Below are 15,034 nucleotides of genomic sequence, written 5' to 3' on the forward strand. Positions count from 1 at the left end.
GACACCGGGGCTCGTAATTACGTCACGCCATGTTTGCGTAATTGATGTGAACCTCGTCACTTAAAGCGCTTTCCGGCTTGGAGCTTAGGTATGCCTACCCTACAGTTTCCTGACATAGGCAACATTTATGTTGCCGAATAGGAACCTGGTTCAAGCAGACTTTTTTCCCCACCGAAAGCAGCCTCAATGAAGATCCGCAACAGCGCGCTGGCCGGCATCGCTCTCGCCGCCACCGCAGCTCTTGGCCTGACCGCATGCGGCGGCGGCACCACTGCCGGCGGCACCACTGCCGGCGGCACCTCGCCGGCCTCCGACGGCGCCCCCTCCGGCGAGATCACCGTGTACAACGCCCAGCACGAAAGCCTCACCAAGGAATGGGTGGATGCCTTCACGGCTGAAACCGGCATCAAGGTGACCATGCGCCAGGGCTCGGACACCGAACTCTCCAACCAGATCATCCAGGAAGGCCAGGCCTCCCCCGCGGACGTCTTCCTCACCGAAAACTCCCCCGCCATGACGCAGGTGGAGAACGCCGGCCTCTTCGCCGACGTCGACAAGGACACCCTGGCCCAGGTTCCGGCCGAATTCGCGCCCTCCACCGGCAAGTGGACGGGCATCGCCGCCCGCTCCACCGTCCTGGTCTACAACAAGACCAAGCTCACCGAGGACCAGCTCCCCAAGTCCATGCTTGACCTGGCCAAGCCGGAATGGAAGGGCAGGTGGGCCGCTTCCCCCAGCGGCGCCGACTTCCAGGCCATCGTCTCGGCCCTCCTGGAACTGAAGGGCGAGTCCGCCACGGAAGAGTGGCTGAAGGGCATGAAGGAGAACTCCAAGGCCTACAAGGGCAACAGCACGGCCATGAAGGCCGTCAACGCCGGTGAAGTGGACGCCGCCCTGATCTACCACTACTACTACTACGGCGACCAGGCCAAGACCGGCGAGAACTCCAACAACGTCACGCCGTTCTACTTCAAGAACCAGGATCCGGGCGCGTTCCTGTCCGTCTCCGGCGGCGGCGTGCTCAAGTCCTCCAAGAACGCTGCCGCTGCGCAGGAGTTCCTGAAGTTCATCACCGGCAAGAAGGGCCAGGAAGTCCTGAAGAACGGCACGTCCTTCGAATACGCCATCGGCTCGGACGTCCCCGCCAATGACAAGCTGGTTCCCATCAAGGACCTGCAGGCGCCCAAGGTGGACGCCGCCAAACTCAACTCCGAAAAGGTCACCGATCTGATGACCCAGGCCGGACTACTCTAATTCGGTGACCTCCGATCTATCGGCTCCCCCAAGGGCGGGCACGACGACGGCGGGCCGGGGCACCAGCCCCCGCCCGCCTTTCGGCGTTTCCGCGGTGTCCGTCCTGGCGGTGCTGATCGCCCTCTTTTCCCTCGTCCCGCTGGGGTACGTGGCCTACATGACGGTGGCAACCGGGTGGGATACCGCCGTCGGCCTCATCCTGCGGCCCCGCGTGGGCGAACTGCTGCTGAACACCCTGCTCCTGATGGCCGCCACCATCCCGCTGTGCCTGCTGCTTGGCGTGGCGGGAGCCTGGCTGGTGGAACGCACCAGCCTGCGCGGCCACCGGATCTGGGCCGTGCTGCTGGCCGCCCCGCTGGCCGTCCCGGCGTTCGTGAACAGCTACGCCTGGGTCTCGGCCATCCCGTCCCTGGGTGGTCTGTGGTCCGGAATCCTGATCTCCACGCTCTCCTATTTCCCGCTGGTATACATCCCGGCGGCAGCCACCCTGAGCCGGCTGGACCCTGCCATCGAGCAGTCCGCCGCCGCGCTGGGGCTCGGGGCGTGGCGGACCTTCTTCCGGGTGGTCCTCCCCCAGCTTCGGATTGCGCTGACCGGCGGGGCGCTGCTGGTGGGGCTGCACCTGCTGGCCGAATACGGGGCGTTTGCCATGATCCGGTTCGATACCTTCACCACGGCGATCATGACCCAGTACCAGTCCACCTTCAACGGTGCGGCCGGGAACATGCTGGCCAGCGTCCTGGTCTTTTTCTGCCTGCTCCTGCTGGTGGCCGAGGTCCGCAGCCGGGGCACGGCACGCTACGCCCGGATCGGTTCCGGCGTGCAGGCGAGGGCGCTCCGGCTGCCACTGCACGCCTACCAGCTGCCGGCACAGGTGTTCCTGCTGGCCCTGACCGCGCTGGCGTTCGGCCTGCCGCTGTACTACGTCATACGCTGGATCCTCGCCGGCGGAGCTGACATCTGGACCGCGTCCGAGTTCCTGCCGGCGCTGCTCACCACCTTCACCTATGGCCTGGCAGGCGCCGCAGCCACCACCGTGGTGGCCTTCCCCATGGCATACCTGGCCGTGCGGCACCCGGGATGGTTCAGCAAGTCCCTGGAACTGTCCAACTACGTCACCAGCTCCATGCCCGGCATCGTGGTGGCGCTGGCGTTCGTGACCGTCAGCATCCGCATGGTCCCCGGCATGTACCAGACCGCCGGGCTGCTGGTGGCGGCCTACGTGCTCCTGTTCCTGCCCCGTGCACTGGTGAACCTGCGGGCCGGGCTGGCCCAGGCCCCCAAGGAACTGGATGAGGCTGCCCAGGCGCTGGGCAAGCCGCCGCTGCTGGCTTTCATCCGCGTCACCCTGCGGCTCACCGCCCCGGCCGCAGCCGGCGGGGCAGCGCTGGTATTCCTGGCCATCGCCAACGAGCTCACCGCCACGTTGCTGCTGTCCCCCAACGGCACCAGGACCCTGGCCACCGAATTCTGGAGCAAGAGCAGTGAGATCGATTACGCCGGCGCCGCGCCCTATGCCCTGCTGATGATCCTGCTCTCCGCCCCCATGACCTACCTCCTCTTCCAACAGTCCAAGAAAGTAGCCGGACAGTGACAGCACCATCAACCCGCAGGCTGCCCGAGCCACGGGTGGCGCCCTCCGTAGCAGCAACCACCAACAGCCACCTGCAGATCACTGACGTCACCAAGAACTTCGGGCCCCAGGCCGTCCTGAGGGGCGTCAACCTGTCCGTGGCAAAGGGCGGAACCACCGCCATCGTGGGCCCGTCCGGTTCCGGCAAGACCACGCTCCTGCGCCTGATCGCCGGATTCGAGCACCCGGACACCGGGACCATCTCGCTCAACGGAACCACCGTGGCCGGTGACGGCGCGTGGCTCCCGGCGCACAAGCGGCAGATCGGCTATGTGGCCCAGGACGGCGCCCTGTTCCCGCACCTTACCGTGGGCCAGAACGTCGCCTTCGGCCTGAACGCGGCCAGGCTCGAGGGCGGCCGCCGAGCCGTCAACGCCCGCGTGGCGGAGCTGCTGGAAATGGTGTCGCTGGACGCCTCCATGGCCAAGCGCCGTCCCCACCAGCTCTCCGGCGGCCAACAGCAGCGGGTTGCCTTGGCTCGGGCACTGGCCCGCGAACCGGAGCTGATGCTCCTGGACGAGCCCTTCTCCGCCCTGGATGCAGGCCTGCGCGTGGCCACCCGCCGCGCCGTGGCCAAGGTCCTCGCCGAAACCGGCGTGACCACCATCCTGGTGACCCACGACCAGGCCGAGGCACTGTCCTTCGCGGACCAGGTGGCGGTGATGCGGGGCGGCAAGCTGGCCCAGATCGGGAACCCCTTCGTGGTCTACACCCGCCCCGCGGACCGGGCCACCGCCGAGTTCCTGGGCGACGCCGTCATCCTGGACGCCTGGCTGGAAGGCACGTTGGCCACCTGCTCGCTGGGCGCGATTCCCGTGCGCAGGCCGCCGGCGCAGGGGCGCGTGCAGCTGATGCTGCGGCCGGAACAGATCCGCATCGCCGAGGACGGTCCCATCCGCGGCGTGGTGGTGGACACCGACTACTTCGGCCCCGAAACCACTGTCCGGCTGAAGCTGAACGTGCCCAAGGAAGTGGCCGAACATGCCGATCACCGCTACCCCGGTGGCGGCGAAGTGATCACCATCCGCCACTGGAACGCCTCGATCGCCCGGCCCGGCATGGAGCTGTGCCTGCGGGTTGTCGGCGAAGCCGTCGCATTCCCCATGGACGACTGAAGCCCTCCGGCCACAGGCGTCACAGGAAAAACACCGGGCGGAAACACTGCGGCAACCTGCTAACGGCATGCTGGGGGTACGGGGATCCAACAGCAGGAGGCAGCCCACCATGGAAGCACAAGGCATACGCACCGCCCAGCTCCGCATCGGCGACCAGATCGAAGCGTGGCACCGGGGCAGGCTCTTCCACAAAGGCCGGGTGACCGACGTCGTCCCGGCCCTGGAACTTTTCTGGATCCTGGACGCACGGACCGGCGCACGCAAGCTGCTGGACCCGGAAGCCCTGGAAATCCGCTACGTGGACCCGGTTCCGGTCACCGTGGACGTGCCGGCAGGGTCTCCGGCCGTGGCCACGCTGAAAGCCGGGGCCAAGCCCCTCGCCAGCGCCTGAGCCCCGGCACGGGAGTATCAGGAACGCTGCTGGTACACGTCCGGAACACCGTCCTGGTCCGAGTCCACCTGTTCCAGTTCCTCGGCGATCCGGTACTGGCGGTTGCGGGTGCGCAAGACGGCCGTGGCCAGCAGGGCGGCAATCAGTGATGCGGCAAGGATTCCCACCTTGGCATGGTCATCGTGGAGGCTGCCGTTGCCGAAGCTGAGCTCTGCGACCAGCAGGGACACCGTGAATCCGATTCCCGCCAGCAGCGCCACACCGAACACGTCGATCCACTTGAAGGAGCTGTCCAGGGTAGCCCTGGTGGCTTTGGTCAGGATCCAGGTGGTGGTGAGGATGCCGATCGGCTTACCCAGTACCAGGCCCAGGATGATGCCCAGGGCCACCGGATCGGCCAGGGCTGAGCCCAGCCCCTCCCATCCGCCAACGGCCACACCGGCGGAGAAGAACGCGAAGATGGGGACGGCCACACCGGCGGAAATGGGCCGGAACCGGTGCTCGAAGATTTCGGCGAGCCCCGGCCCGGCTTCGGGCCCGCCGGAGGCCTGCGACCGGATCACGGGAACGGCGAAGCCCAGGAGCACACCGGCCACGGTGGCGTGGATGCCCGACGCATGCACCAGGGCCCAGGTCACTGCCCCCAGGGGCAGCAGGATCAGCCAGGCGGCGGCTGCGTGGCGGCCGAAGAACCGGCGGTACTTCTGTGCCAGGAAGGCGTAGATGGCCAGCGGGATCAGGGCCAGGAGCAGCGGCGTCACCTGGAGGTCGCTGGAGTAGAAGAACGCGATGATGGTGATGGCGATCAGGTCATCCACCACGGCAAGCGTCAGCAGGAAGATGCGCAAGGCGCTGGGGAGGTGCGAGCCGATGATGGCCAGGACTGCGACAGCGAAGGCAATGTCCGTTGCCGTGGGAATGGCCCAGCCCCGCAGCGTCTCGGGGCTGGAGAGGTTGACGACGGCGTAGATCACCGCCGGAACGGCCACGCCGCCCACGGCAGCGGCCACCGGAACGATCGACTTGCTGATCTGGCGGAGGTCGCCGGCCACGAATTCACGCTTGAGCTCCAGGCCCACCAGGAAGAAGAAGATGGCCAGCAGCCCGTCTGCCGCCCATGCGCCCAGGCTGAGTTCCAGGTGCCAGGGTTCGTAGCCGACCTTGAAGTCGCGGAGGGCGAAGTAGCTGTCCGACGCCGGCGAGTTGGCCCAGATGAGTGCGATAACTGCGGCTGCGACCAGGAGGGCGCCGCCTACCGTTTCCTTGCGGAGAATCTCGCCAATGCGGAGCGCTTCCGCGTAGCTGCCCCTCGAAAAGACAGTGGAACCGAAAAACCTGTTCCGGCTGGGCGTGGGCGAAGAGTTCATTCGGCGTCCTTAAATCCGGGTTCGACAAAACCATGCCGACCAGACTTCCCGGCGCACCTTTGGTCCATTCTACGGGGCGTGGCAGCTGACCGCTAAACGGCGGCCAGGGGAAATATCAGGTTTTTGTGGGGCAGTTCACAGGAATACCCATCCGCGGCCACCCGTGGCACCGAACCATTAATGTCCCTCATCCGGGGCAAACCGTCACACGCATGAGGAGAATGCTTTCCGATGAACAAGACACTTCGATTCCTCGCAGTTCCCACCCTGGCCTTGGGCGCCCTTGCCCTCTCCGGCGGCCCCGCCTCCGCTGCCGACCACACCTACCAGTCCACGTTGTCCCAGGTCAACGGCAGCTCGGCCTCGGGCACCGTCACCGTGGACGTCACCGGCAACCAGGCCCACGCCGTCCTGAAGGTTTCCGGCTTGGCCCCGACCTTCAACAATGCCCCGTACCCGCACGTGCAGCACATCCACGGTGGCGCCCAGGGTGCCTGCCCCGCACCGTCGGCCGACAAGGACGGCGACGGCGTCGTCTCCACCACCGAGGGCGCGCCAAGCTACGGCGGGATCGTGACCACCCTGTCCACCAGCGGTGACACCAGCCCCGCTGCGGGCCTGGACCTTAAGGTCGCCGGCCAGGGAGCCAGCTACACAGTCGACCGCACGTTTGACCTCAACGCCGAGACCAAGGCTGCGCTGGAAGCCGGCACCGCCGTGGTGGTTGTCCACGGGCTGGATCCCGCCACCCTCAGCCCCGCCGGGCAGGCCGCCAAGTCCGACCTTGTTCCGAGCCTCCCGCTCGCCGCCACTTCCCCCGCCCTGTGCGGCACCTTGACGGCCGGCCAGATGAAGATGCCGGCAGGTGGCGCGGACACGGGTGTAGCCCAGCAGGCCGGCGGCGTTGATGCCGGCGCCCTCGCCCTGGGCGGAGGCCTGGTCCTGGCAGCAGCTGCCGGTGGGGCCTACGTGGTCCGCCGCCGCGGTTCCGGCTCGGCCGCCTAAGTCCGGCTGGCTGGACCAGGTTGTGTTCTTCCTGAATTCCGGCAGCCGCGGGAGCCTTCGGGCTCCCGCGGCCGCCGGGCTTTTCCTCCTGCTTACCCTGGCAGGCTGCGGCACCCCTTCCGGAACGTCCGACGCCGGCCCTGCACCTTCAGCTTCCACCCCGCCATCGAGCGTCGCGGCGGCACCCACGCCGGGCGTTCCGTCGCCGTCACCTGCACCCGGCGGCCCGTCGGCGGACGCGGCTCCCGCCGTCGTCGTACCTTCCATGCCCCGGTCCGAACCGGTGGTCCTGGACATTCCGTCGATTGGGCTCCGCACCGATTTACTCAGCCTGGGCTTGCGCACAAACGGGTCCCTGGAGGTACCGGAGGACACCGGCAGTGGGGCCCCCGCCGGCTGGTACAACGGCTCGCCGACTCCGGGCCAGCCCGGCCCGTCGGTCATCCTGGGTCACGTCAATGCCCTCGGCGGCCACAAGGGTGTCTTCGCCGACCTCCGCAAACTCGCGCCGGGATCCGACGTCAGTGTCACGCGGGCCGACGGCAGCACGGCAACCTTCACAGTGGAACGCGGCGCCCTCTACAGCAAGGACAGTTTCCCCACGGTAGAGGTCTACGGAAATACGGCAGGCCCTGAACTGAGGCTCATCACCTGCGATGGCTATGACCCCGCCACAGGCCTCTTCGATGACAACTACGTTATTTACGCCAAGCTCAAAGCCTGAACTGACAACTCACAACCGGCCGCCACACCAGGACGGCAAGGATGGATAAGCCATGAAGAACCGCATTCCCCTGCTGGTGCCACTGGCACTGTCCCTGCTCCTCTCCGGTTGTGCCGCAGCGGCGGGATCAACGGGGCCCTCCGCTCCGGCTGGGCCTCCTGCCTCCACGGGACCGGCTGCGGGCGCACATGCCAGCCACCACGGCAGCGCCACTGCCTCCCCGCCAGCAAGCACCGCAGGTCCCAGCGAAGCCGCCAAGATGGTGTGTGGAGACCAGCCGATGGACAGGCTGACCACCATCCTGTCGCTGAGCCAGAAGCCGCATACGGTCAGCAACTGGGCCAACAGCACCTTCACCTGCACCTACCACCTGGCTGAGGGCGCGCTGACAATTTCAGTGCAGGAAGCTCCTGACCAGGCGAAGGCGCGGACATACTTTGATGCGATGCAGGCACTCGCCACCGATGCCACCCCTATTGAGGGTCTGGCCAACCTGGGTTTCCCCGCCTACGAAACCGCGGGGTCAGCCGTCTTCCAAAAAGACAACTTTGTGCTGCAGGTGGACGCGTCCGCGCTTCCGCCCACCATGGGGCCCAATGCGATCAGTCACAACGAACTGGCCTACCAGTTGTCCACCACCATCCTGGCGTGTTGGGTGGAGCACCACTAGCCTGCGCGGCGGCCTCCGGCGTGGTTCGGCCGCCCGTGCACCTGGATGGCCCGCACAGCGCGGTCAAGGTAGTTTCGCGCTTCGGGGGAATTGGCAAGCTGCACCAGCTCAGCCGCCACCGCCACGAGTTTGACGTTCCGGTGGCTGCTGGTGCTCACCAGCATCTGGAACGCGTCATCGGAACCAAGTTTCAGCTGTCCCATGAGGATGCCCCGCGCCTGGTCAATTACCGTCCGGGTTGCCGTGGCGCCGGCCACCGCTTCCCGCGCGCTTTCTTCAGTTTCGCGCTGCAGTGTCCGGCTGAGGTCCACCATCACGCCTTCGAGCGCAGTCACCGCCCCGTCCGCTCCGAGGATCGCCTCACCCGAGGTCAGCACGCGCCGGGTCCTGCCATGGGCGTCCACCAGCCGGTGGTAGAGGCAGAAGAACCCGCCGGTGGCGGATACCTGCGCCACGATTTCCCTGCACCGCTCCCGGTCATCGGGGTGTTTGTGAGCGAAGACAAGTTCCATGGTGGGGACAACTTCGCCGCGGTGGTAACCGTGCAGCCGGTACATTCCGTCTGACCATTGGAAGGTGGGGCCCGCCGGCGAGATGTCCACCCTGAAGATGCCCGCGTCACTTTCGCTGTCCCCCAGGGCACTGGAATACGTGTACAGGTCGCTAAGCTCCGTCACCGATCCGCCTCCCGCGCAGAAGCCAGCCCCCAGCGGGCAGGCCCAGTCCTCGCTCCTTCCAGTATGGCCGCCCGCGGCACCAGAAGGTAGAGCGGGAGGTCCCATGGCAGTCCCCGGGAAAATACTGTAGGGCACTTGACTGATATACCCCCTAGGGGTATTGTGGCGGTGTTGTCAGTGAAGTGGTATGTCCCGGCCGGTGCCCGCACCCGCCTTTCACAGCCGTTCAACCCCAGCGCCCCGTGATTCCCTCAACGGATTGGAACTGACATGAACATCGGAAACCGGCTCCAGCTCCCGCTCGCATCCTCCGGCTGCAGCTGCTGCGCCCCCGCCGGGGCAGCTGAGCAGCCCCACGCCCCCGCTGCACCTGCCAGGCAGGACTTTCCCGCCGCCGTCGTACCCGCCGGCGCTGCTGCCACCACGCAGCGTACTTTCGCCGTGGAGGGCATGACCTGCGGACACTGCGTCCGGACCGTCGAAGCGGCCGTGTCCGCCGTCGCCGGCGTGGCAGCCGCCGCCGTTGACCTGGTGCCCGGCGGCCGCTCCCGTCTGGCGGTCACCGGCGTGACCCCCGCAGCCGAGATCCGACAGGCCGTGGCATCGGCCGGCTACGTGCTGGCCTGAACCGGCCGGGCCCAGGCACACCCCCACTATTCCGCAGGCTCCAGACCATGCCCGGGCAGCGATTGCCTCCAAGGAGGACCCATGCAGGACCACCAGCACATGCAGCATTCCCACGGTTCCCACGATCACCACGAACCGCCCGCCGGGACGCTGACAGCGCCGCCGGCGCATAATGCCGGCCACGCGCAGCACCACGCCCACGACGACGACCACGCCGTCCACACCCACGGCCAGCACGCCGGGCACAGCACGGCCATGTTCAAGAACAGGTTCTGGCTGACCCTGGCCCTCGCTGTCCCCGTGGTCTACTTCAGCCCCATGATGGGCCACCTCCTGGGCTACATGCCGCCGGAGTTCCCCGGTTCTGCCTGGATACCGCCGGTCCTGGGCACGGTGATCTTCCTGTACGGCGGCCAGCCGTTCCTCAAGGGCGGCCTGCAGGAGCTCAAAGACCGCGCACCCGGAATGATGCTGCTGATCGGCATGGCCATCACTGTGGCCTTCGCCGCGTCCTGGGTCACCAGCCTGGGGATTGGCGGCTTCGACCTGGACTTCTGGTGGGAGCTGGCCCTCCTGATGGCCATCATGCTGCTGGGCCACTGGATCGAGATGCGTGCCCTGGGATCCGCGCAGGGTGCCCTCGATGCCCTGGCCGCCCTGCTGCCGGACGAGGCCGAACGCATCACGGACACCGGCACCGAGACCGTTCCGGTATCCGAGCTCAGCCCGGGCGACCTGGTACTGGTCCGCCCCGGCGCCCGCATGCCGGCCGACGGCAGCGTGGTGGACGGCCAGGCCGAGTTCGACGAGTCCATGATCACCGGCGAGTCCAAAACGGTGGCCCGCAGTGCCGGGGACACCGTGGTGGCCGGAACCGTGGCCACGGACAGCAGCGTCCGCGTCCGCATCACGGCCGTGGGGGACCAAACCGCCCTGGCCGGGATCCAGCGGCTGGTGGAGGAAGCCCAGGCCTCGTCCTCCCGCGCACAGGCCCTCGCGGACCGCGCCGCGGCGTTCCTCTTCTACTTCGCCGCCGGCGCCGGTGTCCTGACCTTCATCGTGTGGACGCTGCTGGGCAGCGTTCCGGAGGCCGTCACCCGCACCGTCACCGTGCTGGTGATCGCCTGCCCGCACGCCCTTGGCCTGGCCATCCCGCTGGTGATTGCCATCTCCACCGAACAGGCGGCACGCGCCGGAGTGCTGATCAAGAACCGGATGGCCCTGGAGCGCATGCGCACCATCGACGTGGTCCTGTTCGACAAGACCGGCACCCTCACCACCGGCGAGCCGGAACTGAAGGATGTCGCTGTAGCCGGCGGAACGGATGCGGATGCCGTATTGGCCCTCGCCGCTGCGGTTGAATCCGACAGCGAGCACCCGGTGGCGCGCGCCATCGTGCGGGCCGCCAAGGAACGCAAACTGCCGCTGCCGGCAGCCACCGGTTTCACCGCACTGACCGGCCGCGGCGTCCGGGCCAGCGTGGACGGACGTACGGTGCACGTCGGCGGGCCGGCGCTCCTGCGTGAGCTGGGCGTCGTCGAGCCTGACGCTTTGGCTGTCAGCACGCGCACGTGGATGGACCGTGGCGCCGCCGTGCTGCACGTGGTCGACGACGGCAAGGTCCTGGGTGCCGTGAGCATGGAGGATGCGGTGCGGCCGGAGTCGCGCCAGGCCGTGGCGGCCCTGCAGCACCGCGGCATCAAGGTGGCCATGGTGACCGGCGATGCCCACCAGGTGGCGCAGGCCGTCGCGGCGGACCTGGATATCGACGAGGTGTTCGCCGAGGTCCTGCCCGCCGACAAGGATAAGAAGGTGGCCGAGTTGCAGGGCCGCGGGCTGAAGGTGGCCATGGTGGGCGACGGCGTCAACGACTCCCCTGCCCTGGCACGGGCCGAGGTGGGCATCGCCATCGGCGCCGGAACCGACGTGGCCGTGGAATCCGCGGGCGTGGTGCTGGCCGGAAACGATCCCCGTGCCGTTCTGTCCATGGTGGAGCTGTCCCGCGCCAGCTACCGGAAGATGTGGCAGAACCTGGTGTGGGCCACCGGATACAACGTCCTGTCCGTGCCGCTGGCCGCCGGCGTCCTGGCCTTCGCCGGGGTGGTTCTCTCCCCCGCGGCCGGCGCGGTGCTGATGTCCGCGTCCACCGTGGTGGTGGCCCTGAACGCCCAGCTGCTGCGGCGCCTGAAACTGAATCCCTCAGAGGCACGTTGAGTACTGCAGACCGCATGGAAGGGGGGACCGCCATGACCACCCGCGCCGTGGCGTCCCTCTTCCGCCTTGCCTGGCTGTTCGCAGCCGCCCTGGCCGTTATCGCAGGGCTGCTGGGCATGCACGTGCTGACGGCGGGGCACGCCTCGCACGGCGGAGCCCCTCACGGGCCGGCCCAAGCCGCCATGTCGCAGAGCGCCATTCCGCACGCTGCAGCCGGGCATGGCGGCCACGCACTGCACGCCTCCGCGCTGGACACCCCGGCTTCGGCGGCCTGCGGTGGTTCCTGCCCAGGGGCACAGGAATCGGGGGCGCCCTGCATCCCGTCGGCGCCCAGCGGCCCGGTCTCCGTGACCCCGCCGCAGGCGACCCTGGCCGTCCTGCCGCTCCTGCCGGCAGCCTCCGGCGCCGGGTCCGGCTACGGCTACCTGCCGCCAAGCCCCACCCCCTGCGAGCTGTCCATCAGCCGGACGTAAACCGGACTGCGCCTCCCATCACGGCCCAGTTCCACGACCTCCCTGAAGGACAACCATGAACACCACTTTTAAGACCCTTTCCATTGCTGCTGCCCTGGCGGCTTCCCTCGGCCTCGCCGGATGCGCCGCCAACGCCGGTTCCGGCAACAGCATGCCCATGGACCACGGCAGCTCCGGCGCCATGTCCAGCACTATGCCAAGCGCCAGCAGCATGATGCCCAGCGCCGGCGCCGACCACAACCAGGCGGACGTCAGGTTTGCCCAGATGATGATCCCGCACCACTCGCAGGCGGTGGAGATGAGCGACATCATCCTGGCCAAGTCCGGTGTGCCGGCGGAGGTGACCGCGCTTGCCACCAAGATCAAGGCGGCGCAGGCACCGGAAATCGAGCAAATGACCGGCTGGCTGAAGGGCTGGAACGTTCCCACCGCCATGACCGACCACTCCGGGCACGGCATGACCGGCATGGTGGATGACGCCGGCATCGACAAGCTCAAGTCCGCCACCGGGACCGACGCCGCGAAGCTGTTCCTTGAGCAGATGATCGGCCACCACGAGGGCGCCATCGACATGGCCCAACAGGAGATCAGCGCCGGTAACTCTCCCGAAGCGGTGAAGCTGGGCCACGATATTGTTGACGCCCAGCAGGCGGAGATTACGCAGATGAAGCAGCTATTGGCCTCGCTGTAGCCGCACGTCCCCGGACCAGCGGATAGAGGCGGCGCGGCGGCGGTCCCGGGCCTGGGAAGGCTGCCGCCGCGACGCTGCGTGTTAAGTTGAAAGCCACGGGCCGGATCGGGCCTGGCACCAGCTGGGAAAAGAGATCATCTCCTTGGACACTTCCGCACCGGTACGAATTCTGACTGTCTGCACCGGGAACATCTGCCGGTCGCCCGTGGCCGAAAGGCTGCTGCAGGCGGGGCTGGACCAGGTGGTTCCGGGTGGTTTCCAGGTGGCCAGTGCCGGAACGCGGGCGATGGTGGGCGAGCCCATGCAGCCCCTCTCGGCGGAGATCGTACGGACCTTCGGCGGGGACCCGGACGGGTTCGCGGCACGGCAGCTTACCCCGAAGATTCTGCGCGGCGTGGACCTGGTACTCACCATGACCTCCGGGCACCGCGGGGAAGTCCTCCAGCTTGATGCCTCCCTGCTCAAGCGGACATTCACCATCCGCGAGTTCGCCCGCATGCTTGATGTCCTCGATCGAAGGGCGGCCGACAACAGCAGCCAGCCCGCCGCCGTCGTGCCGTTCCCTGAAGCAGCGTCCGACGACGAGTCCCGGCTCGCAGCCAACGCCGCCTTCTGGCGGGGGCTGCCTGCGCGGGCCGCCGGGGTGCGGCACCTCTCCCTTCCGGCGGACGCTTCGGAGAACGACATTGTGGACCCGTACCGCCGCTCGTCGGAGGTCTACCGGGAGATGGAGGACCAGCTGGCGCCGGCCATCGTCTCCATCCTGCGCCACGCGCGGCTCAACGCACCGGCCACGGTGGACTGACCGCTGGGACGTTTTCGCAGTTCAGCGGCGGGCGACGCCGGGCAATCCGCCGGCCACGCCAGGTGACAGTTTGGATACTCCTGTAGCCAATGGGGGCATCAGGGACGGACACTGATCCCACCAGTCACAATGAGGTGGAGGCGGCATGAGCGTTCCAGGCGGTTCTGATCCATCCGGACCCGGCGAGGGAAACCCCGGTTCACGGCAACCCGGCCCAACCAGTTCCCACCAGCCTGCCTGGCTGCTGGCCCTGGGCCGCCGCCGGTGGATTGCCGCCCTGCTGGCGCTGGTGCTGGTGGTGGCTGCCGGCATTGCTGTGTTCAGCCTGAACCGGGCAGGGCAGGACGCGCAGCCCGCTGCCACCCAGACCCAGTCGCCCAGCGCCACTCCCACTCCCACCCCAACGCCGTCGGAAACTCCTCCGCCGGCACCTGCCGCCCCGCCGCCGCCCGCCCCGATTGCCGACCTGCCGGCGGCGCCGATGAACATCCTGGTGATCGGCAGCGACATCCGGGATACCCCCGCCCGCGAGGCCGCCGCCCACACGGCAGCCACGGGTGAACCGCAGGACCAGCGGGCAGACACGCTCATGGTGGTCCACGTCCCTGCCGACCGGCGGAGCCTCTACCTTATTTCCATCAACCGCGATAACTGGGTGGACATCCCCGGTTTCGGCGGCGCCAAGATCAACACCGCGCTGCAGTACGGCGGGATCGACATGCAGACCGCCACGGTCCAGCAGCTGCTGGGAATCACCATCGACCACACCCTGATGCTCGATTTCGGCGGGTTCAAGATCCTGGTGGACGGCCTGGGCGGCATTGACGTCAACGTGCCGGTTGCCTTCCAGTCCACGATCGAAACCCAGCACGTCTTCAGCGCCGGGGTGAACCATCTGGACGGCCAGGCAGCGCTGGAGTTTTCCCGCGAGCGCCACGCGTTCGCGGACGGGGACTTCCAGCGCGTGCGGGACCAGCAGATCATGCTGCGCGCCATCCTGGGGCGCCTTACCGCGGGCGGAGCGTTGAATGACGTGAATACGGTGCGGTCGCTGGTGGATTTTGCTTCCTGCTGCCTGACGGTGGACCGGGCCTTCGACCCCGTCCAGGCTGCGGTGCTGGCCTACAGCCTGCGGAACCTTGACGTGAACGCCATTGGGACCATGACGCTTCCGACGACGGGCTCCGGCTTCGTTGCCGGACAATCGGTGCTGTTCCCGGACTACGCCGGGATTGCGGCGGTAGGCGCGGCCCTGCGGGAGGGCCGGATCGCCGATTTCGCGAAGCCGTAGGGCGGGCTGGGCGCGGCGCCCGGGCGGCCATCGTCGGCCGGCATAACGACGCGCACCGGGGGTTGCGCGGCGCATCTTCCTTTTCGCGGCCCGCATT

Annotated in this window: 15 protein-coding genes; 13 read left to right on the forward strand and 2 right to left on the reverse strand. The window is 67.8% G+C overall.

Annotated elements, in window-relative coordinates:
- The first annotated feature begins 186 nt into the window (after nucleotides 1-186).
- From HNO81_RS09070 to HNO81_RS09085, 4 genes are all read left to right on the forward strand, one after another.
- Nucleotides 187-1,254, forward strand: a complete 1,068-nt coding sequence (locus HNO81_RS09070; RefSeq protein ID WP_175317791.1) for an iron ABC transporter substrate-binding protein — start codon at nucleotides 187-189, stop codon at nucleotides 1,252-1,254.
- A gap of 4 nt (nucleotides 1,255-1,258) precedes the next feature.
- Nucleotides 1,259-2,848, forward strand: coding sequence for an iron ABC transporter permease (locus HNO81_RS09075; RefSeq protein ID WP_175317792.1), 1,590 nt, complete (start codon nucleotides 1,259-1,261; stop codon nucleotides 2,846-2,848).
- Nucleotides 2,845-4,002: an ABC transporter ATP-binding protein gene (locus tag HNO81_RS09080; protein ID WP_175317793.1), complete on the forward strand. Its 1,158-nt coding sequence runs from the start codon at nucleotides 2,845-2,847 to the stop codon at nucleotides 4,000-4,002. Before HNO81_RS09075 ends, HNO81_RS09080 begins: the two co-directional genes overlap by 4 nt.
- Before the next feature lie 109 nt (nucleotides 4,003-4,111).
- Complete coding sequence (locus HNO81_RS09085; RefSeq protein ID WP_254703384.1) at nucleotides 4,112-4,393, forward strand: hypothetical protein; 282 nt, start codon at nucleotides 4,112-4,114, stop codon at nucleotides 4,391-4,393.
- Between the two features lie 17 nt (nucleotides 4,394-4,410).
- Here HNO81_RS09085 and nhaA read toward each other — a convergent pair whose 3' ends face one another.
- Entirely contained in the window at nucleotides 4,411-5,760 is a 1,350-nt protein-coding gene (nhaA, locus tag HNO81_RS09090) for a Na+/H+ antiporter NhaA (protein WP_175317794.1), read from the reverse strand.
- A gap of 231 nt (nucleotides 5,761-5,991) precedes the next feature.
- On the opposite strand from nhaA, the gene HNO81_RS09095 reads away from it, so the two are divergent.
- From HNO81_RS09095 to HNO81_RS09105, 3 genes are read left to right on the forward strand one after another with little or no spacing between them, the layout of a single operon-like run.
- Complete coding sequence (locus tag HNO81_RS09095; RefSeq protein WP_175317795.1) at nucleotides 5,992-6,765, forward strand: CHRD domain-containing protein; 774 nt, start codon at nucleotides 5,992-5,994, stop codon at nucleotides 6,763-6,765.
- Nucleotides 6,766-6,787: 22 nt separating this feature from the next.
- Nucleotides 6,788-7,489 (forward strand): class F sortase, encoded by a 702-nt coding sequence (locus HNO81_RS09100; RefSeq protein ID WP_371818204.1) that lies wholly within the window; start codon nucleotides 6,788-6,790, stop codon nucleotides 7,487-7,489.
- Nucleotides 7,490-7,541: 52 nt separating this feature from the next.
- Entirely contained in the window at nucleotides 7,542-8,159 is a 618-nt protein-coding gene (locus HNO81_RS09105; RefSeq protein ID WP_175317797.1) for a hypothetical protein, read from the forward strand.
- Here the strand turns inward: HNO81_RS09105 and HNO81_RS09110 are convergent.
- On the reverse strand, nucleotides 8,156-8,836 hold the full coding sequence (locus HNO81_RS09110; RefSeq protein ID WP_371818205.1) for a PAS and ANTAR domain-containing protein: 681 nt from the start codon (nucleotides 8,834-8,836) through the stop codon (nucleotides 8,156-8,158). The genes HNO81_RS09105 and HNO81_RS09110 overlap by 4 nt on opposite strands.
- Before the next feature lie 270 nt (nucleotides 8,837-9,106).
- Between HNO81_RS09110 and HNO81_RS09115 the strand changes: the two genes are divergently transcribed.
- The 6 genes from HNO81_RS09115 to HNO81_RS09140 all read left to right on the forward strand — a co-directional run bounded on the left by HNO81_RS09115 (nucleotide 9,107) and on the right by HNO81_RS09140 (nucleotide 14,937).
- The gene (locus HNO81_RS09115) at nucleotides 9,107-9,463 is read left to right on the forward strand and encodes a cation transporter (protein ID WP_175317799.1); all 357 of its coding nucleotides are present in this window, start codon (nucleotides 9,107-9,109) and stop codon (nucleotides 9,461-9,463) included.
- A gap of 81 nt (nucleotides 9,464-9,544) precedes the next feature.
- Complete coding sequence (locus HNO81_RS09120; RefSeq protein WP_175317800.1) at nucleotides 9,545-11,677, forward strand: heavy metal translocating P-type ATPase; 2,133 nt, start codon at nucleotides 9,545-9,547, stop codon at nucleotides 11,675-11,677.
- A gap of 32 nt (nucleotides 11,678-11,709) precedes the next feature.
- Nucleotides 11,710-12,150 carry a hypothetical protein gene (locus tag HNO81_RS09125; protein WP_175317801.1) on the forward strand — a complete coding sequence of 147 codons (441 nt, stop codon included), beginning with the start codon at nucleotides 11,710-11,712 and terminating at the stop codon, nucleotides 12,148-12,150.
- A 55-nt stretch (nucleotides 12,151-12,205) separates the two neighbouring features.
- Nucleotides 12,206-12,841 carry a DUF305 domain-containing protein gene (locus HNO81_RS09130; protein WP_175317802.1) on the forward strand — a complete coding sequence of 212 codons (636 nt, stop codon included), beginning with the start codon at nucleotides 12,206-12,208 and terminating at the stop codon, nucleotides 12,839-12,841.
- A gap of 142 nt (nucleotides 12,842-12,983) precedes the next feature.
- Entirely contained in the window at nucleotides 12,984-13,646 is a 663-nt protein-coding gene (locus HNO81_RS09135) for a low molecular weight phosphatase family protein (RefSeq protein ID WP_175317803.1), read from the forward strand.
- 145 nt (nucleotides 13,647-13,791) lie between these two features.
- Nucleotides 13,792-14,937 carry an LCP family protein gene (locus HNO81_RS09140; RefSeq protein WP_175317804.1) on the forward strand — a complete coding sequence of 382 codons (1,146 nt, stop codon included), beginning with the start codon at nucleotides 13,792-13,794 and terminating at the stop codon, nucleotides 14,935-14,937.
- The last annotated feature ends 97 nt before the right edge of the window (nucleotides 14,938-15,034 follow it).

The sequence above is a fragment of the Pseudarthrobacter sp. C4D7 genome (assembly GCF_013359725.1).
GTDB lineage: Bacteria > Actinomycetota > Actinomycetes > Actinomycetales > Micrococcaceae > Arthrobacter.

Excerpts from the sequence above, each read along its gene's own strand:
- HNO81_RS09070 (WP_175317791.1), top strand. The coding sequence starts at position 187 with ATGAAGATCCGCAACAGCGCGCTGGCCGGCATCGCTCTCGCCGCCACC.
- HNO81_RS09085 (WP_254703384.1), top strand. The coding sequence starts at position 4,112 with ATGGAAGCACAAGGCATACGCACCGCCCAGCTCCGCATCGGCGACCAG.
- nhaA (WP_175317794.1), bottom strand. The coding sequence starts at position 5,760 with ATGAACTCTTCGCCCACGCCCAGCCGGAACAGGTTTTTCGGTTCCACT.
- HNO81_RS09095 (WP_175317795.1), top strand. The coding sequence starts at position 5,992 with ATGAACAAGACACTTCGATTCCTCGCAGTTCCCACCCTGGCCTTGGGC.
- HNO81_RS09105 (WP_175317797.1), top strand. The coding sequence starts at position 7,542 with ATGAAGAACCGCATTCCCCTGCTGGTGCCACTGGCACTGTCCCTGCTC.
- HNO81_RS09115 (WP_175317799.1), top strand. The coding sequence starts at position 9,107 with ATGAACATCGGAAACCGGCTCCAGCTCCCGCTCGCATCCTCCGGCTGC.
- HNO81_RS09120 (WP_175317800.1), top strand. The coding sequence starts at position 9,545 with ATGCAGGACCACCAGCACATGCAGCATTCCCACGGTTCCCACGATCAC.
- HNO81_RS09125 (WP_175317801.1), top strand. The coding sequence starts at position 11,710 with ATGACCACCCGCGCCGTGGCGTCCCTCTTCCGCCTTGCCTGGCTGTTC.
- HNO81_RS09130 (WP_175317802.1), top strand. The coding sequence starts at position 12,206 with ATGAACACCACTTTTAAGACCCTTTCCATTGCTGCTGCCCTGGCGGCT.
- HNO81_RS09140 (WP_175317804.1), top strand. The coding sequence starts at position 13,792 with ATGAGCGTTCCAGGCGGTTCTGATCCATCCGGACCCGGCGAGGGAAAC.